This window comes from Rhodanobacter sp. UC4451_H18 (assembly GCF_052978225.1).
Window position 1 is genome coordinate 449,288 of record NZ_CM129663.1, and the last position, 26,426, is coordinate 475,713.

The following is a 26,426-nucleotide window of genomic DNA, read 5'->3' on the forward strand; positions in this document are numbered from 1 at the left end:
GCGACCCATCCCACCAGGAGGCTTGATCATGTGGTTTGCCATCATCGGAACGGACGTTGCCGACTCGCTGGAGAAGCGCAAGGGAGCGCGGCCCGCGCACATCGCGCGGCTGCAGGCGCTGCTGGATGAGGGCCGCCTGTTCGTGGCCGGCGCGTTCCCGGCGATCGAGTCCGAAGATCCGGGCCCGGCCGGCTTCAGCGGCAGCCTGATCCTGGCCGAGTTTCCGTCGCTGGCCGACGCCCGCGCCTGGGCCGATGCCGACCCCTACGTGGCGGCCGGCGTCTACGCCGAGGTGCAGATCAAGCCATTCCGCAAGGCCCTGCCGGCGTGAGCGAGGCGATGATCGAGCAGATCCGCCAGCGCCTGACCCAGGCCCTGGCGCCGACCGAGCTGGAAATCGTCGACGAAGGCCACCTGCACGCCGGGCATGCGGGTGAGGGCAAGGGCCATTTCCGCGTGCGGATCGCCAGCCCCGCGTTCACCGGGCTGTTGCCGATCCGCCGGCACCGAATGGTCTACGCGGCGCTGCAGGGGTTGATGGACAACGGGATCCATGCCGTTTCCATAGATGCCGTCGAGAAATAATATCTATCAATGAGTTGTATCGTATTCTTTACACTAAATCTCACGCGGACACGCATTGCAGCAGGCCCCCGCGTTTGGCACAGTGCCCTGTCATCCGGCTGCACCGGCCGTAGCACCCTACCGTTGAACACTGCATGCGCCTGAGCACGATCAAACTCGCCGGTTTCAAGTCCTTCGTGGACCCGACCACCCTGCACCTGCCGAGCAACATGATCGGCGTGGTCGGCCCCAACGGCTGCGGCAAATCCAACATCATCGACGCGATCCGCTGGGTGATGGGCGAAAGCGCGGCCAGCCGCCTGCGCGGCGACTCGCTGACCGACGTGATCTTCTCCGGCTCCAACACGCGCAAGCCGGTGGGGCAGGCCACGGTCGAACTGATCTTCGACAACGCCGACGGCTCGGTGCAGGGCGAGTACGGCCAGTACGCCGAGATCTCGGTGAAGCGCCAAGTCACCCGCGACGGGCAATCCTCGTACTACCTCAACGGCGCGCGCTGCCGCCGGCGCGACATCACCGACCTGTTCCTCGGCACCGGCTTGGGCCCGCGCAGCTACTCGATCATCGAGCAGGGCATGATCAGCCAGATCATCGAGGCGCACCCGGACGAACTGCGCACGCACCTGGAGGAAGCCGCCGGTATCTCCAAGTACAAGGAGCGCCGCAAGGAGACCGAAAGCCGCATCAAGGCCACCCGCGAAAACCTCGACCGCGTGCGCGATGTGCGCGACGAAGTCGACAAGCAGCTCGAACACCTGAACCGCCAGGCCCGCGCCGCCGAGCGCTGGAAAGCCTTGAAGGAAGAGCAGACACGCAAGGAAGCCGAGCTGCGCGCGCTCGAATACCGCGGCCTCAAGAGCCAGCACGACAGCGAAGGCGCCGGCTTGTCCGCCGCCGAGATCGAGATCGAGAAGCAGCTGGCCGGCCAGCGCGAGATCGAGGCGCAGATCGAGGTCATGCGCGAACGCCACACCGACGCCAGCGAGCACCTGAACGCGGTACAGGCCGAGGTCTACAAGGTCGGCGCCGAGATCGCCCGTGTCGAGCAGCAAGTGCGCCACAACAAGGAGAGCGCCGAACGCCTGCAGCGCGCCCACGCCGACAGCGAGCGCGAACACGCGGAACTGGCCGCGCACATCGCCACCGATCACGCGCAGGTCGAAATCCTGCGCCAGGCGCTGGCCGAAGGCGAACCGAAACTCGAAGCCCTGCAGCAGCTGCAGGACGACACCGCCGAAGCCCAGCGCAGCACCGAGGCCAGGCTGGCCGACTGGCAACAGCGCTGGGACAGCCACACCCGCAACGCCGGCGAATCCAACCGCGCCGCCGAAGTGGAACGCACCAAGCTCAATTACCTCGACCGCCAGGGCATCGACCTGGCGCGCCGCCGCGAAGCACTGGAAACCGAGCAGAAAGCCACCGACGTGGCCGCACTGGCCGCCGCCGGCGAGCAACTGCACAGCGAACACGACGCCCAGCGCGAGCGCGTGGAAACCCTGGGCAGCCTGCTCGACCAGTACAAGTCCAACCATGAAAAAGTGCAGGAAGAAGAGCGCCAGGTGCAGTCGGCGCTGAACGAGGCCCGCCAGCAACTGCAGGCCGCCCGTGGCCGGCACGCCTCGCTCGAAGCGCTGCAGCATGCCGCGCTCGGCCAGGAAGAAAACGCTGCCAGCAGCTGGCTGGCTCGTCTCGGGTTGAACACGTCACGCCGCCTCGGTGAGTCGCTGCAGGTCGAAAACGGCTGGGAGACCGCCGTGGAAACGGCGCTGAGCGGTTTTCTGGACGCGGTGCTGGTGGATGGCTCGCATGCGTTGGCGGCGGAGTTCGATGCGCTCGACAACGCCGACATCGCCTTGCTCGACAACGCCGAGGGCGGCGTCGGCGCCGCTGGCACGCTGGCCGCCCACGTACGCGGCCCGGCGGCGGCGATGGCCATCCTCGGTCACGTACTTACTGCCGAATCGCTGGCCGACGCCCACCGGCAGGTGGCCTCGCTGTCCGCACTGGCACCGTATCAATCCGTGATGACGCGCGGCGGCGAATGGCTCGGTCCGGGCTGGGCGCGGGTGCGCCGGGCGCAAGGCAGCCAGGTCGGCGTGCTGGCGCGCGAGCGCGAGCTGCGCACGCTGGCCGAACAGATCGCCATGCTGGAAGCGCAGCTGGAAGAAGCCAGCGAACGGCTCGACAACCTGCGCACCAGCAAATTCGAAACCGAACGCGCGCGCGACGACGCCCAGCGCGAGCTGTACAACGCGCACCGTCGCCAGTCCGAACTGGCCGGCCAGTTGCAAAGCCACCGCGGCAAGCTGGAGACCGCCCGCGCCCGTGCCGAAAAGGTCAACGGCGAGCTGGCCGACCTGTCCACGCAGCTCGACGAACTGCAGAGCCAGACCCGCGAGGCGCGTGCGCGGCTGGACGAGTCGGTCGGCCTGATGGGTGACCTGGAAGACCAGCGCCGCGAACTGGAAAACGAACGCCGCAGCCTGCTCGAGGCGCGCGAGGAAGCCCGCATGAATGCGCGCGAGGCGGCCGATCAATCGCACTCGCTGGCGCTCTCGCTGGAGTCCAAGCGCTCGTCGCTGAGCTCGCTGGAACAGGCGCTCGGTCGCATGGATGCCCAGCTGCGCCAGATCGAGGCGCGCCGCAACGAGATCGCCGAACAGCTCGCCGCCGGCTCCGACCCGATCGCCGAACTCGAAGCCGAGCGTCAGGCGTATCTGGACCAGCGCCTGCTGGTCGACAAGCAATTGGTGGAAGCGCGCCGCGCACTGGAAGACTGCGACCTCGAATTCCGCAAGCTCGAACAGCAGCGCCACCTGGCCGAGCAGGGCCTGTCGGCATTGCGCGAGGGCCTGTCCGAGAAGCGTCTCGCCGCCCAGGCGCTGCAGCTGCGCGCCGAACAACTGGCCGAAGCGATCACCGCTTCCGGCCTCGAACTGGAAACCCTGCTGGCCGAACTGGCCGACGACATCGACGCCAACCAGTGGCGGTCACAGCTCGCCGACATCGGCCAGAAAATCGCGCGGATCGAGCCGGTCAACCTGGCCGCGATCCAGGAACATGCCGAACAGAGCGAGCGCAAGACCTACCTGGACAACCAGCTGGCCGACCTGGTCAGCGCGATGGAAACGCTGGAAGGCGCGATCAAGAAGATCGACCGCGAAACCCGCCACCGCTTCAAGGAAACCTTCGACAAGGTCAACGCCGGCGTGCAGGAACTGTTCCCGCGCCTGTTCGGTGGCGGCCATGCCTATCTGGAACTCACCGGCGACGACCTGCTCAACACCGGCGTGACGATCATGGCGCGCCCGCCGGGCAAGCGCCCGTCCAACATCTCGCTGTTGTCCGGCGGCGAGAAGGCGCTGACCGCGGTGTCGCTGGTGTTCGCCATCTTCGGCCTCAACCCCGCGCCGTTCTGCCTGCTCGACGAAGTCGACGCGCCGCTCGACGAGGCCAACGTCGGTCGCTTCTCAAGCCTGGTAAGCGAGATGAGCGAACACGTGCAGTTCATCTTCATCAGCCACAACAAGGCCACCATGGAAGCCGCCACCCAGCTGTGCGGCGTGACCATGCGCGAGCCCGGCGTGTCGCGTCTGGTGCAGGTCGACCTGGCCGAAGCGGCTAAACTGGCGGGAGCTGCCTGAGGAACCGATGATGACCGTGCAACCTTTGCTTGCCTTTGCGTGGAACGCCGCCGTCGGCATTCCGATGCTGATCGTGGGGCTGATCGTGCTGGCACTGATCTGGCTGTTCGGCCAGCCGCGGAAAGAGCAGGGCAAGCGCAGGGCAGCGGGCGATACGCACACGCACGGACACGCGCGGCGCGAGCCCACCATGGGCGGCTCCAGCCTGGCCGACGACCCGGCCTTCAGCCTGGGCGACACCTCGGCGACGCCGCAGCAAGGCGAGCTCGACGTCGGCCTGCGCGAGGAACTGGAGCGCCTGGGCGCCACGCTTTCCGGCGAACGCCATGCGGCCAAGCCGGCCGAGCGCCTGACCGAACGCCTGGCCGGCCACGCCGCCTCGATCGTGGATACCTTGCGCGCGCCCGCCGAACCCGCCGCCGCCGAACCCGCCGCCGCACCGGCACCGGCGCCGCCCGCCACCAAGCCGGTGCCGCGCTCGGAGCTGGGTCGGCGCCCGGCCGACACGCCGGTGGAACGCATCGTCACCTTGTTCGTGGTGGCGCGCGACGGCACGCGTTTCAACGGACCGGACCTGGTCGTCGCCACCGAAAAGGCCGGGCTGGAATTCGGCGACATGGGCATCTATCACCGCCTGGTGGATGGCAAGCGCGAGCTGGGCCCCATCTTCAGCGTCGCCAACATGCTCAAGCCGGGCAATTTCGACCTGGCCCGGCTGGATGCGCTGCAGACCTCCGGCGTCAGTTTCTTCATGACCTTGCCCGGGCCGGTCCCCGCGCTCGACGCCTGGGACGCCATGCTGCCCACCGCGCAGCGACTGGCCGAGCTGCTCGACGGCCAGGTACTGGATGAGGAGCGCAATGCGCTCGGCCGGCAAGGCATCGCGCACATCCGCGACCAGCTGCGCGGCTGGGACCGTGACCACGAGGGTGAAGAAATCATCTTCGGTCGCTGAATCGCCGCGCGGGAGCGGGAGCCATGACGATTGCCTTGCGCTGGAAAATCGCCGCCGCTGTCGCCGCCCTCGTCGTGGCGATCCTGGGCTGGAACGGGGTGTCGCGCTGGCTTGCCGCCCGCCATGCCGACGAGCTGATCCAGGAAACCGAGCGCGCCGCCGCGCTGCAGGCCGAACAAGCCCGTGCCAGTGCGCGCCAGCGCCACGACGAACTGGAGCGCGACCTGCGCCAGCGTCGCGAGGAGCTGGCCAGCAATTACCGCCAGGTCGCCGACCAGGCGCGCGAATACCAGGCCCGCCGCGCCGTGCAGCTGCAGCGCCAGCAGCAGGAGGCGCAGCGCGTCACCGCCAGTTACCTGCTGGACGCCAACCAGCAATGTGCCAACGGCATCGTGATCAATCGCCGCGGCTCCAGCTTCACCCAGGCTCGCGGCCGCGACGGCGGGCCGATCCGTTGCCAGGGCGACAGGGCCGCCGAACCGCTGCGCTGACGCCGGCTCGCCGCTCGTTGCCCGGGACTGCGGATACTCGAGTCGCCGGCAGCGTCGTTCCCTGGCAAATCCCGAGTCCCGGTGCGGTCTGCGTGGCACGGCGCCCTGGCAGGCAGCCCTGGCACTCTGCCGCCGCGCGCACGGGTTACACCGATTTGGCCAGGACGATCACGGTGTCGGCGGGGCGCTCAGTGGAAAACGCCAAGCAACCACAGCACCAGCACGATCAGCAGGATGATGCCGATGCCGCCGGTCGGACGATAACCCCAGGAGCGGCTGTAGCCCCACGTCGGCAACGCACCGATCAGCAGGATGACGAGAACGATGAGCACCAGCAGTGAAATCGACATGTTCGTATTCCTTTGTGCACGTGGAGTTGCGGAGATCGCGGACGGCATCGCGCGACGCCTGCACCTTCGCAGCGTCCCGGTGCAAGGGCCGTCAACGATGCGTCGCGGCGGAAGGGCTGAACATGACCCCGTTTTCGCGCGGATGACGATGGGGTGAACGACGGTTTGCTTCGTCATGCCGCGGGCTCTCTCGCGGCGGGGTGGCGGGCGTAGCTCGCGCTTGAGTCACGCCGCGCTCACGACAACCGCACGCTGCCTGCATGTGGCAGCGGCGATGCTGCGGCTTTCCGATCCTGGAGTGCCCCATGTCCTTCAACCTCACCGGCCGCCGCATCGCCATCCTCGCCACCGACGGCTTCGAACAGTCCGAACTGACCGAACCCAAACGCCTGCTGGAACAGGCCGGCGCGCAGACCGACGTGATCGCCCCCGGCCACGCCGGGGAGATCAAGGGCTGGAGCGATGGCAACTGGGGCAGGGCCGTGCCGGTGGACGTGCCCCTGGACGAGGCCAGGGTCAAGCATTACGACGCGCTGGTCCTGCCTGGCGGCGTGATGAACCCGGACAAGCTGCGGCGGGTGCCCGCGGTGATCACGCTGGTCAAGGCGTTCGACGACGCGGGCAAGCCGGTGGCGGCGATCTGCCACGCTCCATGGACGCTGATCGAAGCCGGCCTGGTCAAGAATCGCCAGGTCACCTCGTGGCCGTCGCTGCGCACCGATCTGGAGAACGCCGGCGCGCACTGGCAGGACAGCGAGGTGGTGCGTGACGGCCAGCTGATCACCAGCCGCCGCCCGGGCGACATCCCTGCCTTTGCCGACGCGATCATCGACGCGCTTGGCGCTACCGCGTAACGCCGTCGACGTCGACCTGGTCCAACGCCGACGCAGGGCGGACACGGCCCGCCCTGCATGGTTTCGTCGCGAATCCGTGGGAGCGCACTCCGTGCGCGATGCCTTTTGCATCATGCGACGAAGAGCATCGCGCGAAAGGCGCGGGCGATCCTCAGCCGAGCTTTTCCATCACGTCGTCGAGGTTCTGGCGCAGCTCGCCGATGCCGGCCCACGGATCGCTGCGCAGCCGCGCGAGGCGCTGGGGCGCGGAATGGACGTCGAAATCGTGGCCGCTTTTCAGCTTGCCCAGTTCGGTCCAGCGCAACGGCATCGCCACCGGCGCGCCGGGGCGTGCGCGCAGCGAATAGGAGGCGACGCTGGTGGCGCCGCGGCTGTTGCGCAGGTAGTCGACGTAGATCAGGCCGCCGCGGCGTGCCTTGCTGGCGGTGGCGATGAACTCCAGCGGATGGGCTTGCGCCAAGGAGCTGGCGAACGCCTGGGCGAAACCCTTCACCTGCGGCCACGGGCAGCCCGGATTCAACGGCAGCACCACGTGCAGGCCCTTGCCGCCGGTGGTGCGCAAAAATGATTCCAGCCCCATTTGCGACAGCAGCTTGCGCACCAGCCGCGCTGCCGCCACCACGCGGTCCCAGGCCACGTCCTCGCCGGGATCGAGGTCGAACACCACGCGGTCGGCCAGGTCCGGCTGCTTGACGGTCGCGCCCCAGGGGTGGAACTCCAGCACGCCGAACTGAACCAGCTCGATCACCGAGTTGGCATCGCGCGGATAGATGTAGCTGGCCTGCCCGCCGGATTCCTCCTTGAGCCTCGCGCTGCCGACGTGCTCGAGGCCGGCGATCATGTGCTTCTGGAAGAAGCAGGCCTTCCCGGTACCTTCCGGGCAACGGATGACCGAGGTGGGACGGTCAACCACGCCAGGCAGGAACCAGTCCATCACGCGGGTGTAGTAGTCGGCCACTTCCTGCTTGGTGATGCCGTCCTCGGGATACACCACGCGGTCGGGATGGGTGATGGTGATGTCGGCGGCGGACATCCCGCCGCCGCGCCGTCGCCGGTTGCTGGCGGAGCGCGTGGATGGGGCGCGATCGCTGTCGCGCAGGTCTGTGGCGGACTTGTCGGTACGCATGGTCTTCAGGCTCGGTTGGCGCAGCAGGTTCTTGTTGCCGATGCCGCGGTAGTACACCTCGGCCACGGCCTTCGGTTCGACCCAGTGTGCACCGCGCAGCAGCGGATCGATCGCGGCAAGTTTCACCGTCGGTTTCTTGCTGCTCTTGTCGGCAATGGTCTTGCTCAACTGCCGCAACTGTTCGTCGGAGAAGCCGGTGCCGACGCGTCCGACATAGATCCAGCCGTTCGACACCTCCGGATCGGGTCGGGCCAGCAGCAGCGAACCGAAACCGCTGCGCCTGCCCTTGGGCGGCGTGTAGCCGACCACCGCGAACTCGTCGCTTTCCAGCCGCTTGATCTTCAGCCAGTCGTCGCCGCGCCCGGGTCGGTAGATCGAATCGACGCGCTTGGAGATGATGCCTTCCAGCTGCTGCTCGGTCGCCGTGCGGAACGCGCCTTCACCGTCGCCGACCGCATGGCTGCTGAAGGCGAGGTGTTTCGGCGCGTGGGCCAGCAGCCGTTGCAGCAGCGCCTTGCGTTGCAGCAGTGGTACCCGGGTCAGGTCGCTGCCTTCGAGGTAGGGCAGGTCGAACAGCATGTAGACCAGCGACAATTGTGCTTCGCCGGACAGGGTGGCCTGCAGGCCGTTGAAATCGCTGTGTCCGCGGGCATCGAGCGCGATCAGCTCGCCATCGAGCCGGGCCGAATGCAATCCCAGCGATTCGAGCGCCTGCACGATCTCTGGCAGCCGCTCGTTCCAGGCCAGCGCGTTGCGCGACCACAGCTTCACCTCGCCGTCGGCGATCGCGGCGAGGATGCGGTAGCCGTCCCACTTCACCTCATGCAGCCACTGCTCGCCTGGCGGCGGCGACTCGCGCAGGCGTGCCAGTTCCGGTTTGAAGAACTCGGTGCCGGGTGGCGCCGGGCGCGCCCCGTCCAGCGCGGCGGCAGCCTTGGCCAGGCGCAAGCGCGGCACTTTTTTCCCCTTCGGCACGGCTTTCTTGCGTGCGGTGGACTTCTTTGCCGCCGCCCTGGTCGCCGGTGTTGTCGCGGCCGCGCGGGTGCTGCGGATCATCTTCGCGTCGAGCAGGTCGTCCGCTTCCACGTCGCCGGCGAACGCGTCCTTGGCCTTGATCAGGAACCACGCCGGCTGGCGTTCCTTGCGGCCGCTGCGCACCAGGTGCCAGCCGCCCTTGAGCCGCTTGCCGAACAGCTCGAAGCGCAGGTGACCCTTTTGCAACTGCGCTTCGGCGTCGCCTTCGGTGGTCCACACGCCGATGTCGAACTGGTCGACGTGGCCTTTGCCGTAGCCGTGTTCGATGTCGCCCTCGAAGCCGGCATAGGACACCGGATGATCCTCCACCTCGACCGCCAGGCGTTTCACCTGCGGGTCGTAGCTGGGTCCTTTCGGCACCGCCCAGCTCTTCAGTACGTCGCCCAGTTGCAGGCGGAAATCGAAGTGCCGGCGGCTGGCATGATGCAGTTGCACCACGAAGATCGCGCGACTGCCCCGGCGTCCCGCCGCGTTGTCGGCCGGTTCGCGCGTTTTCGAGAAATCGCGCTTGCGTTGATAGTCGCGCAGGTTGCCCATGATCGCTCAGCCGGTCGGGCCGCCCGCCACCGGCAGCACCGCGCCGGAAAGGCAGCTGGCGCACGACGGCGCCGCGAGGAAGACATGGGACGGCGCCAATTGCTCCGGCTGCACCGGGCGGCCCATCGCGCTGGATGCGCCGAACTCGCCGACCTTCTGCGCCGACTGGTCCGCCGAATTCGGCGAGGTCCACACCGGACCGCTGGCAGGCTTGCGTCGTTCGGCCTGTCCGGTGGCAGCCCGGATCGGACGCCGGCGTTCGACGGCGGTTCGGGCAGCCTTGCTGCGTTCGGCGACAGGCATCGGATGGCTCCGCGGTGGCGACGCGACGCACCGTAGTGCGCCCGGCGTGCGCCGCAGGTGAAGCGTGTGCGTGATTCGCACGGCACGTTTGACAGCCCCTGCACGCGCAAACCGGAATAGTCTGTCGACCTGCTCGCCGCCGGAGTCTGAAGCCATGGCACGACCCATCTGGAGCGGAACCCTGTCGTTCGGCCTGCTCAACGTGCCGGTGTCGCTGATGACCGGCGAGCGCAGCGTGGACCTGCATTTCCGTATGCTGGACAGCCGCAGCAACACGCCGGTCCGGTACGAGCGCGTGAACGCCGAGACCGGGGAGGAGGTGCCTTGGAAGGAGATCGTCAAGGCGTTCGAATACGCCAAGGGCAACTATGTCGTGCTGGAGCCGGAGGACATCAAGTCGGCCGCCGCCGAGGGGCGCGAGGCGGTCGACGTGAAAGCCTTCGTCGAGGCCGACTCGATCGGCCCGGAATACTTCGAGAAGCCGTACTACCTGGTGCCGGGCAAGAAGGCGGAGAAGGGTTACGTGCTGCTGCGCGAGGTGCTCAAGCGCACCGGCCGCATCGGCATCGCGCGGGTGGTGATCCGCACGCGCGAATACCTCTCCGCAGTGGTGCCGCGGGGGGATGCGCTGATGCTGATGCTGATGCGCTACCCACAGGAGCTGGTCGACGCCGAGGATTACAAGATTCCCGCAGGGACAGCGTCGGATTACCGCATCTCGGCCAAGGAGCTGCAGATGGCCGAGCAGCTGATCGAGTCGATGAGCGACGAGTGGAATCCGGCCGAGTACCGCGACGAGTTCCGTGATCGCCTGCGCAAGGTGATCGAGAAGCGGATGAAGTCGAAAGGCGTGGTGACCACCGAACCGGAAGACGAGGAGACGATGCCGGAGAACGCCACCACCAACGTGGTCGACTTCATGTCGCTGCTGCAGCAGAGCCTGGCCAGCAACAAGCGCACGCCGGCGAAGAAGTCGGCGGCGGGCGGGAAAGGGGACAAGCGAACCACCACGACCACGGCCAGGAAGAAGTCCGCGACGAGAAAAGCGTCAGCGAAAAAGCGCGCCTCCCGCCACAAGGCAGGCTGAACTACCCCGGTTCAGAACCATGCCGAAACCAGCGTGCAGGTGCTGGCACTGCCACGAGCACGCCAGGTGGGAGCAACCGGGGCTGTCGGCGGCGACCAATCACTTGCTCCGCTCGGCGTGCGTGCCGATACCGGGCGCTGCCGCCGTGCGCGGGTCGATTCCGATGGGACAGGCGCAATCTCCCGGGCCACGGGCGAGCTCCCGGCAGACCGCGCGGTGCGGCAAGCGGGCGTGACACTGTCGTGCCGCAGCGATGAGGCGGCAGCATCGTTCAGACGCCGCACACGCGCGCCATGGCCACCACCGACAGCAGGGCCTGCCGGCCGTACGGCTTGGGCAGGAACAGCACCTTCATGTCGCGGGCGGCGATGGATGCTTCCTCGTGCGCGGAGGTGAGCACGATCGGGGTGCGCGAGCCGCTGTCCCGCAGGCTGCGAATCAGCGAGATGCCGGTCTGGCCGCGACCCAGATACATGTCCGTCACGATCACGCCGAAATCCTGCCGTGCTTCCGACTCCGCCACGCCGCTGGCGATGTCGTGCGCCACGATCACCGTGTAGCCTGCGTGCTGCAGCAGCAGTGCGGTGATCTCGCGGGTATCGGGGTCGTCCTCCACCAGCAGCACCCGTTTGGGAAACATGCGCGTGACTCCCGTCGTCGGCGTCGTCGTGACCTTGGCATCGGCCTGGTCCGCACGCCGTGAAAGACGTCGCAGAACGTCGGCTGCCGTTCAGCTGGCGCGACGCTCGGGGCCGCCGTCTTCGGCCGACGGTGCGCGCTGCGGTGCCGGCGCCGGCGGCATCGGCGCGGCGGATTCTTGGCCACGATCCAGCTCGCCGCGCCAGCGTGGCAGCGCGTGCGGGTAGTGCGCCTGAACGAAGGCGATCAGTCCCTCGCGCACCTGGCAACGCAGGTCGAAGTTGCGGCCCGAATCGGTGGAGCTCACCAGCATGCGCAGTTGCATCGTCTGCTCGGTGGCGTCGGTGACCTGCAGCACGCATACGCGACGATCCCACTGCTCCGAGGCCTCGCACAGGCGCTTGAACTCCTCGCGCAGCGGCGCCAGTGGCGTGCGGAAATCCAGCATCAGGAACACCGTGCCGATCAGCTGCGAACTGCGGCGCGTCCAGTTCTGGAATGGATGCTCGATGAACCAGTTGAGCGGCACCACCAGCCGGCGCTCGTCCCAGATGCGCACCACCACGTAACTTCCGGCGATCTCCTCGATGCGGCCCCATTCGCCTTCGATGATCACCACGTCGTCGAGACGGATGGGCTGGGTCAGCGCAATCTGCAGGCCGGCGATAAGGTTGCTCAGCACCGGCCGCGCCGCCAGTCCTATCGCCAGCCCGGCCACGCCGGCGGAGGCGAGCAGGCTGGCGCCGAGCTGGCGCACGCCGGGAATGGTGAGCAGGATGATCGCCGTGCCCAGCACGATCACCACCACGTCGGCAGTGCGCGCCAGCACGCGCACCTGGGTGACCACGCGACGAGCCTGCAGGTTGTCCGCGGCATCCATCGGATAGCGCCGCACCGCGGCGCCCTCGAACGCGCCGACGCAACGCACCACCAGCCAGGTGCCGGCGGCCAGCAAACCGATCAGCAACAGATGCTCGACCAGTGCCATCGGTGCCGAGTCCAGTGCGGGGCCATAGCGCAGCATCAGCAAAAGCGAGAGCAAGGGCAGCAGCCACTGCAGCGGCGCGTGGGCGCGCTGCATCAGGTCGGCGATCACCGGGCGATCGCCCGCGAGCCGCCGCAGCACGGCGTGGATCGCGACACGCAGCACCAGCGCCAGCAACAAACCGGCCACCACGGTCACGCCCAGCCGCACCGCGACATGCTGCTGCCACAACTGCCACCACACGGTGAAGATATCGGCCATGCACCCAGCCTGCACGGCGCGGTGTCGACATCGCGTGGGCATGCGGCCGGGCCATGCCCTCGAGCTTCCAGCGATGGCGCCCCGGCGAAGGCCCTTGATGCAGCGCTCGTACCCTTGCGCGCAGGGGAGGGCCGGGGTGGGATCGCTCCTGGCGAGTCAACAGCAAGCGCCACTTCTTCGGCGAAACTTGCTCACGATCGCGTCGCGCGAATCTCACGGGAAATCGGCGCGGAAACGGCGAGGATCGAGCCACGTCCCGAGGAGACCGCTCATGCCATCGCACTCCCTGCCGATCATGCTGTCCAGCGTCCCGCCATCATCCGCCGGCGATCCCGAGTACCAGCCGCCCGATCCCTCGCCGCCGCCGTTCCCCGATCCCACGGAACCGCAGCCCACGCCGAACGAACCCGAGCTGCCACCGTTGCAGCCGCCCCCCGGGCGCGACCGGCCGTCGGCGGCAAGGCCGTGCAGGTGAACGCCGCCCCATCCCCGCCACCGGAGCTGCCGACGCGCGAGGGCATCCGTCGCTGGCCGCCGGATGGCTACCTGCGATTGAATGGCGCGGTCGACGTGCGCCGGCGGGCCGCTTGCACCTGCACCGAACGTTGCGGCGAGTGCGGCTGCGCCGCGTGCGAGCTGGGCTGGCTGGGCTGGCAGGACGACCAGGCGCTGTGGGACGAGGCGGGCAATCTGGTCAACGTGGTCGAACTGGGCGCCGTGCGGCGCTCACGACCTCCCGCCGCGGATCAGCTGGGTTCGAGCCGCGCGGTGACCACGGTGGCTTCATCCTCCAGGCCGGCCGCGTGCAGCGCCCGTTCTACCGCCGCTTCGGGCAGCCGCGTGCGGCAGCTCACGAGGTCAGCTGGTCACCCGCCGCCTCGACGTACCGGCGCCGCTCACGCCAGGTTTCGGCTGTCTGCGGTTTGATGAACAGCGACAGCAGTTCGGGATGGATCGTCTTGGCCTGCGCCTCGATGCGGTTGATGCACGCCTCGATCTGCGGCGTGGTCAGTGCATCCTCGAACTCGGCGCTCAGCGTGGCCACCACCTGGTTCGGTCCCATCTGCACGGTCAGCACGCCGTTGGCGGCATGCACGCCGGGGTCCGCGGCAGCGATCGCGAGGATCGAACCGCTCACCCTCGGGTGCGCCGGTTCGCCGATCAGCAGGCCCTTGGTCTCGCGCGCCAGCAGCAGGGCGAACGAGGCCAGCACGCCGGAGATACCGAGCGAGGCGACGCCATCGAGTGCAGGCTCGTCGAAGGCCTGCGCACCCACCACGCCGGCCAGCGCGATCAGCAGGCCAAGCAGGGCCGCGCTGTCTTCCAGCAGGACGGTGAAGGTGCTGGGGTCCTTGCTCAGCCGGAACGCCTCGAAGTAGCCCAGCTTGCCCTTGCGCGCGCGGAACTCGCGCAGCGCCACCAGCCACGAAGTGCCTTCGAACAGGAACGACACGCCAAGCACCGCGTAGTTGATCCACGGCCGCTTGATCGCCTCCGGTTCGCGGATGTGCATCACGCCTTCGTAGAACGACACGCCTGCGCCTGCCGCCAGCACCAGCAGCGCCACGATGAAACTCCAGAAATACAGCTCGCGGCCATAGCCGAACGGGTGGCTGCGATCCGGCGGCTTGCCGGCGCGATGCAAGCCGTACAACAGCAGCACCTCGTTCACCGTGTCCACCAGCGAGTGCACGCCCTCGCTCAGCATTGCCGAGCTGCCGGACAGCCCGGCCGCCACGAACTTGGCGATCGCGATCATCAGGTTGCCGCCCAGCGCGACGTAGACCACCTTGTGCGAAGCGGAGGCCATGACTCAGCCCGCCATGCCCGATACGCGGTTGCGGTTGCCAGCCAGGCGCGTGGCGAGCACGGATGCGTGCCGGTGCGTGGTGACGATGGTGCGTTGTTCTGACATTGGCGTGGGCTGTGCGGGCGGTCGGCTTGACTGGCGTGGCTGGCAACGCCCGCGGGGGCGGTGCATAGTGATCGCGCCACAGACTGGGGATGGCGCCGTGAGACGGTCGTGAACCATGCCGCCGCACGCGGGGTTTCTTCCTGACGGGACAGGCTGCTTTCGAATCGGGACGGGATGCGTTGCATGGCAGATTCCACCTCACCACCCCATGCGGCCGGGCACGGCGGCGACAGGAAGGGGATGAGCGACGCGGAGGATTTTTTCGAACATGCCGCGGTGGGCATGCGGCTGGTCGCGGCCGACGGCACGATCCTGCGTGCCAACCAGGCCGAGCTGGACCTGCTGGGCTATCGCCGCGACGAGTATGTGGGCCACAACCTGGCCGATTTCGATGCCGACGACGACAATCTGTGCGCGCTGCTCGCGCGGGTGCGCGCCGGCGAATCGGTGGACAAGCGGCCGGCGCGGCTGATCGGCGGTGACGGCCGGGTGCGCCAGGTGCAGATCAGCTCCAGTGGACGCTTCGAGCGCGGCCAGTTCGTGCACTCGCGCTGCATCACCATCGACGTCAAGGAACAGAACTCGCGCCAGCGCGCCACGGCGGAGCGCGGTCGCCTCTCGCAGCAGCTGCTGCAGGCCTTGCCGATCGCCGTGCATGGCACCGATGCCGGAGGCGCCATCACCTTCTTCAATGAAGCGGCCGTGGAGCTAGCCGGGCGGCGCCCGATGCCGGGCGAGAAATGGTGTCTGTTTGCGCGACTGTTCCAGGCCGATGGCGCGCCGCTGCCGCACGAGCAGTGCGCGATGGCGCGGGCGGTGCGCGAAGCGCGGGCGATTCATGGCGACATCGCCTTGGCACAACGGGCCGATGGCCGGCGGATCGCGTTCGCCGCCTATTCCACGCCGTTGTTCGACGGGGGCGTGCTGACCGGCGCGGTGAACATGCTGGTGGACATCCCCGATCCGCGTGAGGCAGGGCAGGCCAGCAAGGATCTGAACAGCCACCTGAAGCGACGGATGGCCGAGCGCACCCGCGTCGCGGAAGCCGGCATGGCGGGCGTGAGCCGCAGCGAACGGTATTTCCAGCTGCTGGTGTCCAACGTGACCGACTACGCGATCTTCATGCTGGACCCGCGCGGCATCATCACCAACTGGAACACCGGCGCGGAGCGCATCAAGGGCTACCGCGCCGAGGAGATCATCGGCCAGCATTTCTCGTGCTTCTATCCGCCGGAAGAACGCAGTCGCGGCACGCCACAGACGGCGCTGGAAACGGCCAGGCGGGAAGGCCATTACGTGGCCGAGGGATGGCGGGTGCGCAAGGACGGCAGCCGCTTCTGGGCCAGCGTGGTGATCGACCCGATATACGACGATGGCGTGCTGGTCGGCTACGCCAAGATCACCCGCGACATCTCGCGGCGCCGGCAGGCCGAGACGGCGCTGGCCGAGAGCGACCAACTGGCGCGCGGCATCATCGACTCCGCGCTGGACGGTTTTGCCCAGCTCGATGGCGCCGGCCGCATCGTGCGCTGGAACCCGCAGGCCGAGGCAATGTTCGGCTGGTCCCGCGCGGAGGCCCGCGGCAAGCCGCTGGCGACCCTGGTGGGTCCGCCCGGTCATCCCGAGCGACTGTTGGCCGACCTCGAACCCAGCCCGGCGCGGGGCGCGAGGCGCGGGGCGACACGGCAGAGCGAGATGGTCAACCGCGTGGGCGAAACGATCCCGGTGGAACTGAGCGTCAGCAGCCTGTCCTTGCACGGCGAATCGCGTACCAACGTATTCATCCGCGACCTCAGCGAAAAGATCCGGATCGAAGCGCAACTGCGCCAGGCGCAGAAGATGGAAGCCGTCGGCCAGCTCACCGGCGGCCTGGCCCACGACTTCAACAACCTGCTGCAAGGCATCATCGGTTCACTGGATCTGATCCAGCTGCACGCCAGCTCGGGCGACGCCGCCACGTTGCAACGTTTCGTCCAGGGCGCGCTCAACTCGGCCAATCGCGCCGCGGCGACGACGCATCGCCTGCTGGCCTTCTCTCGCCGCCAGCCGCTGGACCCGCGTCCGGTGGCGGCCAACCCGTTGATCGCGTCGATGGAAGAACTGCTGCGGCGCACGCTCGGCGAGGCGGTGACGCTGCGCTTCGAGCTGGCGGACGACTTGTGGTTGACCCTGTGCGATCCGAACCAGCTGGAAAGCGCCTTGCTGAACCTGACCATCAACGCGCGCGACGCGATGCCCGACGGCGGCGACCTGCTGATCCGTTCGAGCAACCTGGACGCGGGCTCGATCGAGAGCAGCAACTGGCTGGAGGCGGACAGCGGGCAATACATCTGCATCGAGGTCGTCGACAACGGCACCGGCATGGCCCCGGAGGTGCTGGAGCACGCCTTCGAGCCGTTCTTCACCACCAAGCCGACGGGGCGGGGCACCGGCCTGGGCCTGTCGATGGTCTATGGTTTCGCACGGCAGTCGAACGGCTATTGCGACATCCGCAGCGCGGCGGGAGAGGGCACCTCGATCAAGCTCTATCTGCCGCGCCATGTCGAGCTGGCGCGCCCAGGGCACGATCAGGCCGAGGCCACCCCGCGCCCGTCGAACGGCGAAGTGGTGCTGGTGGTGGAAGACGAACAGGTGGTGCGCCAGGTGGTGGTAGAGGTACTGCACCAGCTGGGCTACGCGGTGCTGGAGGCGCCGGACGCCGATGCCGCCCTCGCCGCGTTGGAATCGCACGGCCACTTGCACATGCTGATCTCCGACATCAGCCTGCCGGGCATGAGCGGCCGCTCGCTGGCCGACACGCTGCGCGCGCGCCAGCCCGAACTGAAAGTGCTGCTGATGACGGGCTATGCCGCCGACGCGGCCTCAAGCAAGGGTTTCGCCGCCGGCATGGAGCTGATCACCAAGCCGTTCACGGTGAGCGCGCTGACCGAGCGGTTGCAGCGGATGCTGGGCGATGTCGCGGACGGCGACGACGCGAACTGAGCCGGTCGGGTTGTTCAACCGCCTGCCGAAGCGGGCGGCGAAGCCAGCAGCTCGCGCACGATCTGCTGCAGCGTATCCACCGACACCGGCTTGTTCACCATGCGAACCCGCGGAAACTCCTGCGCCAACCCGCTGAGGTCGCCACCGGACATCACCGCAAACGGGACGTTGCGCTTCTGCAAGGCGGCCATCACCGGCCACGCATTCTCGCCGCGCAAGCCCACGTCGATCATCGCCGCATCGAGCCGGCTGGCCTCGACATCGTTGAGCGCGTCGACCAGATTGAGGTCGACCAGCACCTCCAGGCCCATCGCCCGCAGCGTGTCTTCCATCACCATGGCCACCACGGGGTCATCTTCGACCACCAGCACGCGCTTGCAGTCTTCCATTTCCGCTTCCATTTCCGTGACCCTGGCGCCCGTCAAAGTCGCATTGTAGGCCGCCGACGGCGGTTTGGGATCGCCGTCCGGGGTGTCCGACTTTCCCCGTTGCATCCGCGGTTCAAGCCTTGCCGCGCGAGCCACCGACTTGCTTGGCCAGTTCGACCTTGCGCTGTTCCATGCGTGCGCCCAGTGCCTTGAGCTCGGCGGCCGAAAGCAGCTTCTTCGCCTCCTTGAACATCTCCTCCTCTTCCTCCTTGACGTGGTGTTCGACCAGTTCGCGCAACACCTTGGCGCGGCCGGAGAACTGCTCGCTGCCGACGTCGGCGTCGAGCAGGTCCGGAAGCACCAGATCGCCGGCGGCGCGATGCTCCTCCAGCGCCTCGAAGTACATCTTTGCATCGTCCTTCGTACCGGCCTTCCTGAAGGCGGGATAGAAGATCTCTTCCTCGATCGTGGCGTGGACCTCCAGGTCGACGCGGATTTGTGCGAGCAGCTCGCTGCGTGTCTTCGCGGCGCGGGTGGTCGTTTTCGCAAGCTCGGCGAGCAGTTCCTTGACCTTCTTGTGATCGGCTTTCAGCAGTTGGATGGCATCCACGGGGCGCTCCGGTTCTGGCGGGGGAGGGAGTGGCGAGCATTCCATCCCAGGCGTGAATCCGGTGTCCCGCGAGGGCCCGGCCATCATCACGCCATCGCAGCGAATCGGGCCTGGTCCGGCCATCGGCAGCGGGGCCCGCGACCGCACGTGCACGCCGGCCACACCGAGGCTTCACCCGGCAAAACGCAGGCTGCCATCGCCCCTCCACACACGAGCAGCAGGCATGGCAACCCACGACCGCAAAGACCGGCAACATCCCGGGCGCAAGAACGACAGGGAGCCACCGGAGACTCCCGAAACGCGGCGGCAACGCAAGAAGAAGGAAAGCGAGAACCAGGACGAGGCACTGGAGGAAACCTTTCCGGCCAGCGATCCTGTCTCGCCGTTCATCCCGTCCAAACCGCCGGAACCGGATTGAGCGAGAACATCGCCGACAAGCGGAGTACGCGCACAACTGCGCATGACCCAGGTCGAACACCTCGACCAGGCAAGAACGATGTCCTTTGAAGGCGGTGGCTCTTCCAACGTCCTGAAGAAGCTGATTGGCACCTGGCGAGGCAGTGGCGGAGAGGGTCGATGCGTCGTTGGCGGACGGTTGCCGTGGAGGCTGTCGCCTGCTATCTTTAATTTCGCATAATGTATATTATGTAAAATTTAGAATACATCATCGAGGCATCGACCTCCACACGCTATCGGCACGTGCTCTTGTCGATCTCGGTCGACTCTGTGCCGGGCACACGCTCGCGAAAGAACGGCATCTAGCGCCGGGCGCCCAATGTGGCTGGCGGACCTTCACCCTCGCCGACCTTGCGGCGTTGGCGAGAGGCAGCCCTCAGGCGCTGCCCATTGTCCGGGTCGCTCTCGTGCGGCCGACCCGCTGCAACCAGTCGTAACCGTCGTCGAAACTCAGTCCGCCCATGCTGGCGGTGTCCTGACGGGAGGCGTCGCGACCGGCACGCCCGGAGACGCCGCGCTGATGGTGCTGGTATGGCTGCCGCGGTTTCTGTCTGTTGTCGCGTGTCATGGTGTTGAGTCCTGTGGACGAGGCAATGACCGGTCAACGAGCACACCGGTCCGGGCGTGACCAGGGAATCAGGCCGGAATGGCCCGGGATCAATGGCGCTGCGGTGATCGCACCGTTCCCGGCAAGAAACAGCGGTGGGCTGGCGGACTGTTCGCCCGGGGAAACACACCGGTCATCAGTCACGGGTTTTGCCGAGGGGGATCGGCACCATCTGGCTGCCGAGTTCTTCGGAAATCCCCGCCATGAACAACAAGATCGTGTTCTTCCGGTGGCTCGTCGCCGCCGGCCTGCTGGCGACCCTGCCGGCAGGCGCGCGCGCAGCGACTCTGGGCGATGGCGACTACGCCAGGATCGGCGTGCCGGATCTGCGGCAGGCCTCGGCGTTCTTCCACGACGTACTGAATTGCCACCCGGTTGGCGACCCCGCGCCAATCGCGGCGGGGGCATCAGGCTCCCGCCTGCTTTCCTGCGGCAGCGGTTCGATGCTGGAATTGTTCGTCGAGCGTGGCGACTCCCCTGCCCGCGGCTCGGCCGCCACCGGCGAGACCTTGCAGTTCCTCGCAGATGGCACCCTGCGCACCGATGCCTGGCTTCGGCAGCGTGGCGTCATCGTCAGTGGCGCACCACACCGACTGACTTCCGGTCCGTGGGCTGGCCGCATGGCGCTGGACTTCGTGGCGCCCTGGGGCATGCGGATGCGGCTGCTCGGCAGCAAGCCGCCCGATACCGCCTACGGTGATATCGACACCGTGGCGGCGGCGCCGCGCGGCCACTAGCGCCTGGCGCGGAAGAAGTCGCGCAGCATGCGGGCCGATTCCTCGGCCAACAGCCCGCCGGCCACCTCGATGCGATGGTTGTGCCGCGCGTCGATCAAGGTATCGAACACGCTGCCTGCCGCGCCGGTCTTGGGATCGGCGGCGGCGTAGACCACGCGGCTGATGCGTGCGTGGATCAGCGCCATCGCGCACATCGAGCACGGTTCCAGCGTCACGTACAGCGTGGCGCCGGACAACCGGTGGTTGGCGAGCTGCTCGCCGGCGGCGCGCATGGCCATCACCTCGGCGTGGGCGGTCGGATCGTGCAGGGTGATGTTGCGATTCCAGCCCAGCCCCACGACTTCGCCGTTCAACACCAGCACTGCCCCCACCGGCACCTCGTTCTCGCTGTCGCGGGCGTGCGCGGCCAGTTGCAGCGCACGCTGCATGTGGCGCACATCGGCGGGTGAGAAACCACTTGAGGTTTCCGATTTTTCGTCTTTCATCTCAATAAGTTGTCGACTTTATCTGGGAAAGATTGGAGCCAAGCTGGCCTTTCCCGACATACGCAAGCCATTGATTTGCCTATTCCCACTCGATCGTGGCGGGTGGCTTGCCGCTGATGTCGTAAACAACGCGAGAAACACCACGCAACTCATTGATTATTCTATTTGAAACCCTGCCAAGAAACTCGTACGGGAGGTGCGCCCAGTGAGCGGTCATGAAGTCGATGGTTTCCACCGCGCGCAAGGCGATCACCCATTCGTAGGCGCGCGCGTCGCCGACCACGCCCACCGACTTCACCGGCAGGAACACCGCGAACGCCTGGCTGGTCCGGTCGTACAGGTCCGCCTTGCGCAACTCCTCGATGAAGATCGCGTCGGCGCGCGCCAGCAACTCGGCATATTCGCGCTTCACCTCGCCGAGGATGCGCACGCCCAGGCCCGGCCCCGGGAACGGGTGGCGATAGACCATTTCACGCGGCAGGCCGAGCTCCACGCCGATGCGGCGCACTTCGTCCTTGAACAGCTCGCGCAGCGGTTCGACCAGTTTCAGCTTCATGTGCGCCGGCAGGCCGCCGACGTTGTGGTGGCTCTTGATGACGTGGGCCTTGCCGGTCTTGCTGCCGGCCGACTCGATCACGTCGGGGTAGATCGTGCCCTGCGCCAGCCACTTCACCTTGCTGCCGTCGGCGGTGATCTTGCCCGACTCCTCGTCGAAGATCTCCACGAACAGGCCGCCGATGATCTTGCGCTTGGCTTCCGGATCGGAGACGCCTTCGAGTGCCTCGAAGTAGCGGTCGGCCGCGTTGACGCGGATCACCTTGACGCCCATGTGCTCGGCCATGGTGGCCATTACCTGGTCGCCCTCTTTCCAGCGCAGCAGGCCGGTGTCGACGAACACGCAGGTAAGCCTCGCGCCGATCGCCTTGTGCAGCAGCGCGGCCACCACCGAGGAATCGACGCCGCCGGAGAGGCCGAGCAGCACGTGGTCGTCGCCGACCTGCTCGCGCACGCGGGCGATCTGGTCGTCGATGATGTTGGCCGGCGTCCACAGCGTGGCGCAACCGCATATCTCGGTGATGAAGCGCTTGAGCAGCGCCCCGCCCTGCTTCGTGTGGGTCACTTCCGGGTGGAACTGCACGCCGTACCAGCGCTTGTCGTGGTTCTCCATCACCGCCGCCGGAATGCGCGCGGTGGTGCCGGTGACCACGAAGCCCGGCGGCACACGCGACACGTGGTCGCCGTGGCTCATCCACACGTCCAGCCGGTGCGCGTCCGCGTGGTCGGTGAGGCCCTCGAACAGTCGGCTGGTGCCCGCAATGTCCACTTGGGCATGGCCGAACTCGCGCTGGTCGGCCGCCTCGGTGGCGCCGCCCAGCTGCGCGGCCAGGGTCTGCATGCCGTAGCAGATGCCGAGGATCGGCACGCCCGCATCGAACACTTGTTGCGGCGCCTTGGGCGCGCCCGGGAGCGTGGTCGATTCCGGCCCGCCGGACAGGATGATGCCCTTGGCGCCGAACGCGGCGATCTCGCCCGGATCGTGGTCCCAGGCCCAGATCTCGCAATACACGCCCAGCTCGCGCACGCGCCGGGCGATCAACTGCGTGTACTGCGCACCGAAGTCGAGGATGAGTATTTTGTGGGAGTGGATGTTGGTCATGGGCGGCGGACGGATATCAGGAAAGGATGGGCCAACGAGTGCGACGGGTGACGGAAGCTGCATGCCGGTCGCCGCGGCGAAAGCAGGAAGCTACGCGAGGCGACGATTCCCCATGCCCGTCATCCCGGCGAAAGCCGGGACCCGGTGACTTGTGCCGCGACGCTTGGGAAAGCGCTGGACCCCGGCTTTCGCCGGGATGACGGCGGTGTGGTACGGCGTGTGGCGGGAGGGGCGGGCATGGTAATGACCACCTTTCCCGGCCGGATCACGAGTTCAAGCGGTAATTCGGCGCTTCCTTGGTGATCTGGATGTCGTGCGGGTGCGCTTCGGTGACGCCGGCGGAGGTGACCTTGACGAACTGCGCCTTGCTGCGCACATCCTCGACGGTGGCCGCGCCCAGGTAGCCCATCGACGCGCGCAGGCCGCCGATCAACTGGTGGATGATGTTGCGCAGCGGCCCGCGGTACGGCACGCGGCCCTCGATGCCCTCGGGTACCAGCTTGTCGGCGTCGGCCTCGTCCTGGAAGTAGCGATCCTTGGAGCCGAGCTGCATCGCCCCGATCGAGCCCATGCCGCGGTAGCTCTTGTACGAGCGGCCCTGGAACAGCTCGACCTCGCCCGGGGATTCCTCGGTGCCGGCGAACATCGAGCCCAGCATCACGCTGGATGCACCGGCCGCCAGGGCCTTGGGGATGTCGCCGGAGTAGCGGATGCCACCATCGGCAATCAGCGGAATCTCGTCCTTCAGCGCGGTGGCGACCAGGTCGATCGCGGTGATCTGTGGCACGCCGACACCGGCAACCACGCGAGTGGTGCAGATCGAGCCGGGGCCCACGCCCACCTTGACCGCGTCCACCCCCACGTCGAGCAGTGCCCGCGCCGCCTCGCCGGTGACGATGTTGCCGGCCACCACCTGCACCTGCGGATAGTGCTTCTTGACCCAGGCCACCCGGTCGATCACGCCCTGCGAATGGCCGTGTGCGGTATCCACGACCAGCACGTCGACGCCGGCATCGACCAGTGCCGCCACGCGTTGCTCGGTGTCGCCGCTCACGCCGACGGCAGCACCCACCAGCAGCGCTTCGTGACTGTCCTTGGCGGCATGCGGGTTGTCGCGCGCCTTCTGGATGTCCTTCACGGTGATCAGGCCGCGCAACTGGAAGTCGTCGTTGACCACCAGCACTTTCTCGATGCGATGCTTGTGCAGCAACAGCATCACCTCGTCCTGGCTGGCGCCTTCCTTTACGGTGACCAGCTTGTCCTGGCGGGTCATGATATTGCGCACCGGATCGTCCGGCTTGCGTTCGAAACGCATGTCACGGCTGGTGACGATGCCGACCAGGCGATTGCCCTCGACCACCGGCACGCCGGAGATGTTGTGCGCGTGGGTGAGCCGCAGCACCTCGCGGATCGAGGTCTCCGGGCCGACCGTGATCGGGCTGCGGATCACGCCGGCCTCGAACTTCTTCACCAGCCGCACTTCGGCGGCCTGCTGCTCGGCGGTCATGTTCTTGTGGATGATGCCGATGCCGCCGTTCTGCGCCATGGTGATGGCCAGGCGCGCCTCGGTGACGGTATCCATCGCGGCGGAAACGATCGGGATGTTCAGCCGCAGGCCGCGGGTGAAGCGCGTCGAGGTGTTCACGTCGCGCGGCAGGACGATGGAATGGCCCGGAACCAGGTAGACGTCGTCGTAGGTCAGGGCCTCGGCGAGGATACGCATGCGAAATGTCCCGCTGCAAAGAGGGAATTATACGTTCCCTTCACTGCCCTCGCCAGCGCCGGACCCGCGCGGCGCGGCCAATGTGATGACATAGCACCGCACCCGGCATGTATCTTGGCGACCTTCGCAGGAGCCGCCGTGCACGCCCATTCCTCTCACGATCACCCCCACGATCACCCTCGCGATCACGCACAGGGACACGACCATGCCCATCCCCATGCGGCCGGTCATCCGCATGCCCACGGCGTGGCCCGTGATGCCGATCGGCGTTATCTGACGATCGCCCTGCTGTTGCTGCTGGGTTTCATGATCGTCGAGGTGGTGGTCGGCATGCTGGCCCAATCGCTGGCGCTGATCTCCGATGCCGGCCACATGCTGACCGACGTCGGCGCGATTGCCCTGGCCCTGGTGGCGATGCGGCTGGCCAGCCGACCGGCGCGCGGCAGCTACACGTTCGGGCTCAAGCGGGTGGAAATTCTCAGCGCGCAGGCCAATGGCGTGACCTTGCTGTTGCTCTCGGCGTGGTTCGTGGTCGAGGCCGTGCGCCGGCTGATCCACCCGCCCGCCGTGCACGGCCTGCTGGTCACCGTCGTGGCGGTGGCGGGCATCGGCGTGAACCTGCTGGCGGTGTGGGCGATGCACAAGGCCAACCGGGAAAGCCTCAACATCCAGGGCAGTTACCAGCACGTGCTCACCGACCTGTATGCATTCATCGCCACGGCGGTGGCCGGCGTGCTGGTCTGGTGGACGGGGTGGAACCAGTTCGATTCCCTGGCGGCGCTGGTGGTGGCGGCGCTGATGCTCAAGGCCGGCATCGGGCTGGTGCGCGACGCCGGCCGGGTTTTCCTGGAGGCGGCGCCGCGCGGACTGGAACCGGACGCGATCGGCCAGGCGATGCACGCCCTGCCCGCGGTCACGCGGGTGGACGACCTGCACGTGTGGGAAGTGACCTCGGGCATGCCGGCGCTGTCGGCACACGTCTTCGTCGAGCTCGACGTCGACTGCCACGACGTGCGCCGCGAACTGGAAGCCATGTTGCGCGATCGATTCGCGATCACGCATACGACCATCCAGACCGACCATGCGGCCAGCGGCCAGGTGGTCGCGACGCCCTGTTCGCTCGAGGCGCACGACACCGGCCACCGCAGCTGAGCGAACGACCTAGCCGGCGCTGCCGCGGGCAGCCTGTGCCTCGGCCGCTTCCAGCGTGTTCTCCATCAAGGTGGCGACGGTCATCGGCCCCACCCCGCCCGGCACCGGCGTGATCCAGCTGGCGCGCTCGGCGGCCGGGGCGAACTCCACGTCGCCGACCAGCCGGCCGTCCTCCAGCCGATTGATGCCGACGTCGATCACCACCGCGCCGGGCTTGATCCAGTCGCCCCGCACCAGGCCGGGCTTGCCGACCGCGACGATCACGATGTCGGCCTGGCGCACGAAACTTTCCAGCTCCCGCGTGAAGCGATGGCACGAGGTGGTGGTGCAACCGGCGATCATCAGCTCCAGCACCAGCGGCCGGCCGACGTGGTTGGACACGCCCACCACCACCGCATGCTGCCCGCGCACCGGCCGATCGGTGTGGCCGAGCAGGGTCATCACGCCGCGCGGGGTGCACGGCCGCAGGCCGAACCGGCGCAGCGCCAGCCGCCCCACGTTGACTGCCTGGAACCCGTCCACGTCCTTGTCCGGGTCGATGCGGTCGACCAGCGCGTCTTCGTCGATGTGTGCCGGCAGCGGCGACTGCACCAGGATGCCGTGCACCTGCGGGTCGGCGTTGAGGCGGTCGATCAGCGCGAACAACTCGGCCTGCGTGGTCTCGGCCGGAAGGTCGTGATCGAAGGAACGGAAGCCCACCTGGTGGCAGGCCTTGCGCTTGTTGCGCACGTACACCGTCGAGGCCGCGTCGCTGCCGACCAGCACCACGGCCAGCCCCGGTGCGGGCAGGCCCCGACCGACCCGTTCGGCCACGCGCAGGTGCAGCTGTTCCAGCAGTTCCCGGGCGATGCGTTTGCCGTCGAGTATGCGTGCGCTCATGCT

General features: G+C 67.6%; 24 protein-coding genes and 1 pseudogene. 12 read left to right on the forward strand and 13 right to left on the reverse strand.

Annotated features, from left to right (window positions below; genetic code table 11):
* The first annotated feature begins 28 nt into the window (after nt 1–28).
* From ACVCMG_RS02260 to ACVCMG_RS02280, 5 genes are all read left to right on the forward strand, one after another.
* Nucleotides 29–331: a YciI family protein gene (locus ACVCMG_RS02260; RefSeq protein ID WP_395118518.1), complete on the forward strand. Its 303-nt coding sequence runs from the start codon at nt 29–31 to the stop codon at nt 329–331.
* Between the two features lie 8 nt (nt 332–339).
* Nucleotides 340–585: a BolA family protein gene (locus tag ACVCMG_RS02265; protein ID WP_447098878.1), complete on the forward strand. Its 246-nt coding sequence runs from the start codon at nt 340–342 to the stop codon at nt 583–585.
* A 134-nt stretch (nt 586–719) separates the two neighbouring features.
* The gene (smc, locus tag ACVCMG_RS02270; RefSeq protein ID WP_447114782.1) at nt 720–4,229 is read left to right on the forward strand and encodes a chromosome segregation protein SMC; all 3,510 of its coding nucleotides are present in this window, start codon (nt 720–722) and stop codon (nt 4,227–4,229) included.
* Nucleotides 4,230–4,239: 10 nt separating this feature from the next.
* A complete protein-coding gene (zipA, locus tag ACVCMG_RS02275; protein ID WP_447114783.1) occupies nt 4,240–5,184 on the forward strand; it encodes a cell division protein ZipA in 945 nt (314 codons plus the stop codon).
* 23 nt (nt 5,185–5,207) lie between these two features.
* Nucleotides 5,208–5,675 (forward strand): hypothetical protein, encoded by a 468-nt coding sequence (locus ACVCMG_RS02280; RefSeq protein WP_395118510.1) that lies wholly within the window; start codon nt 5,208–5,210, stop codon nt 5,673–5,675.
* Nucleotides 5,676–5,863: 188 nt separating this feature from the next.
* Here the strand turns inward: ACVCMG_RS02280 and ACVCMG_RS02285 are convergent, their stop codons facing one another.
* Entirely contained in the window at nt 5,864–6,025 is a 162-nt protein-coding gene (locus tag ACVCMG_RS02285) for a DUF3309 family protein (protein ID WP_395118508.1), read from the reverse strand.
* 305 nt (nt 6,026–6,330) lie between these two features.
* On the opposite strand from ACVCMG_RS02285, the gene ACVCMG_RS02290 reads away from it, so the two are divergent.
* Nucleotides 6,331–6,879 (forward strand): type 1 glutamine amidotransferase domain-containing protein, encoded by a 549-nt coding sequence (locus ACVCMG_RS02290; RefSeq protein WP_447114784.1) that lies wholly within the window; start codon nt 6,331–6,333, stop codon nt 6,877–6,879.
* Nucleotides 6,880–7,030: 151 nt separating this feature from the next.
* Here the strand turns inward: ACVCMG_RS02290 and ligD are convergent, their stop codons facing one another.
* Both ligD and ACVCMG_RS02300 read right to left on the reverse strand, forming a co-directional pair.
* Nucleotides 7,031–9,577, reverse strand: a complete 2,547-nt coding sequence (ligD, locus tag ACVCMG_RS02295) for a DNA ligase D (RefSeq protein ID WP_447114785.1) — start codon at nt 9,575–9,577, stop codon at nt 7,031–7,033.
* 6 nt (nt 9,578–9,583) lie between these two features.
* Nucleotides 9,584–9,784: pseudogene (locus ACVCMG_RS02300) on the reverse strand (short-chain dehydrogenase); the annotation flags it as partial.
* A 250-nt stretch (nt 9,785–10,034) separates the two neighbouring features.
* On the opposite strand from ACVCMG_RS02300, the gene ku reads away from it, so the two are divergent.
* A complete protein-coding gene (gene ku / locus ACVCMG_RS02305; RefSeq protein WP_447114786.1) occupies nt 10,035–10,967 on the forward strand; it encodes a non-homologous end joining protein Ku in 933 nt (310 codons plus the stop codon).
* 271 nt (nt 10,968–11,238) lie between these two features.
* On the opposite strand, the gene ACVCMG_RS02310 is transcribed toward ku, so the two are convergent.
* A complete protein-coding gene (locus ACVCMG_RS02310) occupies nt 11,239–11,607 on the reverse strand; it encodes a response regulator (RefSeq protein ID WP_395118500.1) in 369 nt (122 codons plus the stop codon).
* Between the two features lie 90 nt (nt 11,608–11,697).
* Nucleotides 11,698–12,852 carry a mechanosensitive ion channel family protein gene (locus tag ACVCMG_RS02315; RefSeq protein ID WP_447114787.1) on the reverse strand — a complete coding sequence of 385 codons (1,155 nt, stop codon included), beginning with the start codon at nt 12,850–12,852 and terminating at the stop codon, nt 11,698–11,700.
* Nucleotides 12,853–13,123: 271 nt separating this feature from the next.
* Between ACVCMG_RS02315 and ACVCMG_RS02320 the strand changes: the two genes are divergently transcribed.
* Complete coding sequence (locus ACVCMG_RS02320; protein WP_447114788.1) at nt 13,124–13,327, forward strand: hypothetical protein; 204 nt, start codon at nt 13,124–13,126, stop codon at nt 13,325–13,327.
* A 375-nt stretch (nt 13,328–13,702) separates the two neighbouring features.
* Here ACVCMG_RS02320 and ACVCMG_RS02325 read toward each other — a convergent pair whose 3' ends face one another.
* Nucleotides 13,703–14,662, reverse strand: a complete 960-nt coding sequence (locus tag ACVCMG_RS02325) for a cation diffusion facilitator family transporter (protein WP_447114789.1) — start codon at nt 14,660–14,662, stop codon at nt 13,703–13,705.
* A gap of 288 nt (nt 14,663–14,950) precedes the next feature.
* On the opposite strand from ACVCMG_RS02325, the gene ACVCMG_RS02330 reads away from it, so the two are divergent.
* Nucleotides 14,951–17,749 (forward strand): PAS domain S-box protein, encoded by a 2,799-nt coding sequence (locus tag ACVCMG_RS02330; protein ID WP_447114790.1) that lies wholly within the window; start codon nt 14,951–14,953, stop codon nt 17,747–17,749.
* Nucleotides 17,750–17,763: 14 nt separating this feature from the next.
* On the opposite strand, the gene ACVCMG_RS02335 is transcribed toward ACVCMG_RS02330, so the two are convergent.
* Both ACVCMG_RS02335 and ACVCMG_RS02340 read right to left on the reverse strand, forming a co-directional pair.
* Nucleotides 17,764–18,138: a response regulator gene (locus tag ACVCMG_RS02335; RefSeq protein WP_395118442.1), complete on the reverse strand. Its 375-nt coding sequence runs from the start codon at nt 18,136–18,138 to the stop codon at nt 17,764–17,766.
* A 112-nt stretch (nt 18,139–18,250) separates the two neighbouring features.
* The gene (locus ACVCMG_RS02340) at nt 18,251–18,727 is read right to left on the reverse strand and encodes a hemerythrin domain-containing protein (protein WP_447114791.1); all 477 of its coding nucleotides are present in this window, start codon (nt 18,725–18,727) and stop codon (nt 18,251–18,253) included.
* Nucleotides 18,728–18,950: 223 nt separating this feature from the next.
* On the opposite strand from ACVCMG_RS02340, the gene ACVCMG_RS02345 reads away from it, so the two are divergent.
* A complete protein-coding gene (locus ACVCMG_RS02345; RefSeq protein WP_395118438.1) occupies nt 18,951–19,145 on the forward strand; it encodes a hypothetical protein in 195 nt (64 codons plus the stop codon).
* A 414-nt stretch (nt 19,146–19,559) separates the two neighbouring features.
* Here the strand turns inward: ACVCMG_RS02345 and ACVCMG_RS02350 are convergent, their stop codons facing one another.
* Nucleotides 19,560–19,751: a hypothetical protein gene (locus tag ACVCMG_RS02350; RefSeq protein WP_447114792.1), complete on the reverse strand. Its 192-nt coding sequence runs from the start codon at nt 19,749–19,751 to the stop codon at nt 19,560–19,562.
* Between the two features lie 242 nt (nt 19,752–19,993).
* Between ACVCMG_RS02350 and ACVCMG_RS02355 the strand changes: the two genes are divergently transcribed.
* Nucleotides 19,994–20,527 carry a VOC family protein gene (locus tag ACVCMG_RS02355; protein WP_447114793.1) on the forward strand — a complete coding sequence of 178 codons (534 nt, stop codon included), beginning with the start codon at nt 19,994–19,996 and terminating at the stop codon, nt 20,525–20,527.
* Here ACVCMG_RS02355 and tadA read toward each other — a convergent pair.
* The 3 genes from tadA to guaB all read right to left on the reverse strand — a co-directional run bounded on the left by tadA (nt 20,524) and on the right by guaB (nt 24,392).
* On the reverse strand, nt 20,524–20,955 hold the full coding sequence (gene tadA / locus ACVCMG_RS02360) for a tRNA adenosine(34) deaminase TadA (protein WP_395118434.1): 432 nt from the start codon (nt 20,953–20,955) through the stop codon (nt 20,524–20,526). The genes ACVCMG_RS02355 and tadA overlap by 4 nt on opposite strands.
* A 136-nt stretch (nt 20,956–21,091) precedes the next feature.
* Entirely contained in the window at nt 21,092–22,669 is a 1,578-nt protein-coding gene (gene guaA, locus ACVCMG_RS02365; protein ID WP_447106110.1) for a glutamine-hydrolyzing GMP synthase, read from the reverse strand.
* Between the two features lie 265 nt (nt 22,670–22,934).
* The gene (gene guaB, locus ACVCMG_RS02370; RefSeq protein ID WP_395118430.1) at nt 22,935–24,392 is read right to left on the reverse strand and encodes an IMP dehydrogenase; all 1,458 of its coding nucleotides are present in this window, start codon (nt 24,390–24,392) and stop codon (nt 22,935–22,937) included.
* Nucleotides 24,393–24,638: 246 nt separating this feature from the next.
* Between guaB and ACVCMG_RS02375 the strand changes: the two genes are divergently transcribed.
* Nucleotides 24,639–25,544 (forward strand): cation diffusion facilitator family transporter, encoded by a 906-nt coding sequence (locus ACVCMG_RS02375; protein WP_447100400.1) that lies wholly within the window; start codon nt 24,639–24,641, stop codon nt 25,542–25,544.
* Between the two features lie 9 nt (nt 25,545–25,553).
* On the opposite strand, the gene folD is transcribed toward ACVCMG_RS02375, so the two are convergent.
* Nucleotides 25,554–26,423, reverse strand: a complete 870-nt coding sequence (gene folD, locus ACVCMG_RS02380; protein WP_395118426.1) for a bifunctional methylenetetrahydrofolate dehydrogenase/methenyltetrahydrofolate cyclohydrolase FolD — start codon at nt 26,421–26,423, stop codon at nt 25,554–25,556.
* Nucleotides 26,424–26,426 lie beyond the last annotated feature (3 nt).

Excerpts from the sequence above, each read along its gene's own strand:
- ACVCMG_RS02260 (WP_395118518.1), top strand. The coding sequence starts at position 29 with ATGTGGTTTGCCATCATCGGAACGGACGTTGCCGACTCGCTGGAGAAG.
- ACVCMG_RS02265 (WP_447098878.1), top strand. The coding sequence starts at position 340 with ATGATCGAGCAGATCCGCCAGCGCCTGACCCAGGCCCTGGCGCCGACC.
- smc (WP_447114782.1), top strand. The coding sequence starts at position 720 with ATGCGCCTGAGCACGATCAAACTCGCCGGTTTCAAGTCCTTCGTGGAC.
- zipA (WP_447114783.1), top strand. The coding sequence starts at position 4,240 with ATGACCGTGCAACCTTTGCTTGCCTTTGCGTGGAACGCCGCCGTCGGC.
- ACVCMG_RS02280 (WP_395118510.1), top strand. The coding sequence starts at position 5,208 with ATGACGATTGCCTTGCGCTGGAAAATCGCCGCCGCTGTCGCCGCCCTC.
- ACVCMG_RS02285 (WP_395118508.1), bottom strand. The coding sequence starts at position 6,025 with ATGTCGATTTCACTGCTGGTGCTCATCGTTCTCGTCATCCTGCTGATC.
- ACVCMG_RS02290 (WP_447114784.1), top strand. The coding sequence starts at position 6,331 with ATGTCCTTCAACCTCACCGGCCGCCGCATCGCCATCCTCGCCACCGAC.
- ligD (WP_447114785.1), bottom strand. The coding sequence starts at position 9,577 with ATGGGCAACCTGCGCGACTATCAACGCAAGCGCGATTTCTCGAAAACG.
- ku (WP_447114786.1), top strand. The coding sequence starts at position 10,035 with ATGGCACGACCCATCTGGAGCGGAACCCTGTCGTTCGGCCTGCTCAAC.
- ACVCMG_RS02310 (WP_395118500.1), bottom strand. The coding sequence starts at position 11,607 with ATGTTTCCCAAACGGGTGCTGCTGGTGGAGGACGACCCCGATACCCGC.
- ACVCMG_RS02315 (WP_447114787.1), bottom strand. The coding sequence starts at position 12,852 with ATGGCCGATATCTTCACCGTGTGGTGGCAGTTGTGGCAGCAGCATGTC.
- ACVCMG_RS02320 (WP_447114788.1), top strand. The coding sequence starts at position 13,124 with ATGCCATCGCACTCCCTGCCGATCATGCTGTCCAGCGTCCCGCCATCA.
- ACVCMG_RS02325 (WP_447114789.1), bottom strand. The coding sequence starts at position 14,662 with ATGGCCTCCGCTTCGCACAAGGTGGTCTACGTCGCGCTGGGCGGCAAC.
- ACVCMG_RS02330 (WP_447114790.1), top strand. The coding sequence starts at position 14,951 with ATGGCAGATTCCACCTCACCACCCCATGCGGCCGGGCACGGCGGCGAC.
- ACVCMG_RS02335 (WP_395118442.1), bottom strand. The coding sequence starts at position 18,138 with ATGGAAGACTGCAAGCGCGTGCTGGTGGTCGAAGATGACCCCGTGGTG.
- ACVCMG_RS02345 (WP_395118438.1), top strand. The coding sequence starts at position 18,951 with ATGGCAACCCACGACCGCAAAGACCGGCAACATCCCGGGCGCAAGAAC.
- ACVCMG_RS02350 (WP_447114792.1), bottom strand. The coding sequence starts at position 19,751 with ATGACACGCGACAACAGACAGAAACCGCGGCAGCCATACCAGCACCAT.
- ACVCMG_RS02355 (WP_447114793.1), top strand. The coding sequence starts at position 19,994 with ATGAACAACAAGATCGTGTTCTTCCGGTGGCTCGTCGCCGCCGGCCTG.
- tadA (WP_395118434.1), bottom strand. The coding sequence starts at position 20,955 with ATGCAGCGTGCGCTGCAACTGGCCGCGCACGCCCGCGACAGCGAGAAC.
- guaA (WP_447106110.1), bottom strand. The coding sequence starts at position 22,669 with ATGACCAACATCCACTCCCACAAAATACTCATCCTCGACTTCGGTGCG.
- guaB (WP_395118430.1), bottom strand. The coding sequence starts at position 24,392 with ATGCGTATCCTCGCCGAGGCCCTGACCTACGACGACGTCTACCTGGTT.
- folD (WP_395118426.1), bottom strand. The coding sequence starts at position 26,423 with ATGAGCGCACGCATACTCGACGGCAAACGCATCGCCCGGGAACTGCTG.